This is a genomic window from Halomonas marinisediminis (assembly GCF_004347715.1).
In the GTDB taxonomy this organism is placed as follows: Bacteria; Pseudomonadota; Gammaproteobacteria; order Pseudomonadales; family Halomonadaceae; genus Halomonas; species Halomonas icarae.
The window spans coordinates 1-319 of record NZ_SLTR01000186.1; the positions used below are offsets into that span (position 1 = coordinate 1).

Consider the following 319-nt stretch of genomic DNA (forward strand, 5'->3'; position numbering starts at 1 on the left):
TTATTGTTGACGGGGAAGAGGGAGCGGCCAGAGTAGCAGAGTTAAATATACTTCCTGTTTCGGGGCCTGTTGATCCTGATCAGTATATTGCTAATTCAGTGGATATTTATTATTTGTCCGCAGGTTCAGAGTTTTTACTGTTTCACGGTGAGGTGGAATTACCTACATATGATATTGGGACGGGGCTTTTGTCTTTGGTTTGTACAGATGCTTTTCAAAGCTTTATCGATCGCACGACTTTGGATCAAGCGCTAGCGCTGACGGGCGGTAAATGGCATAAGTCCGTTTTTGGTGAGCCTGATAGTAATGCCCAGTACAT

Annotated in this window: 1 protein-coding gene; it reads left to right on the forward strand. The window is 44.2% G+C overall.

Annotation, left to right across the window (positions count from 1 at the left end; translation table 11 throughout):
- A partial coding sequence (locus tag E0702_RS19170) for a hypothetical protein (protein WP_205741986.1) occupies positions 1 to 319 on the forward strand: 319 nt, incomplete at both ends.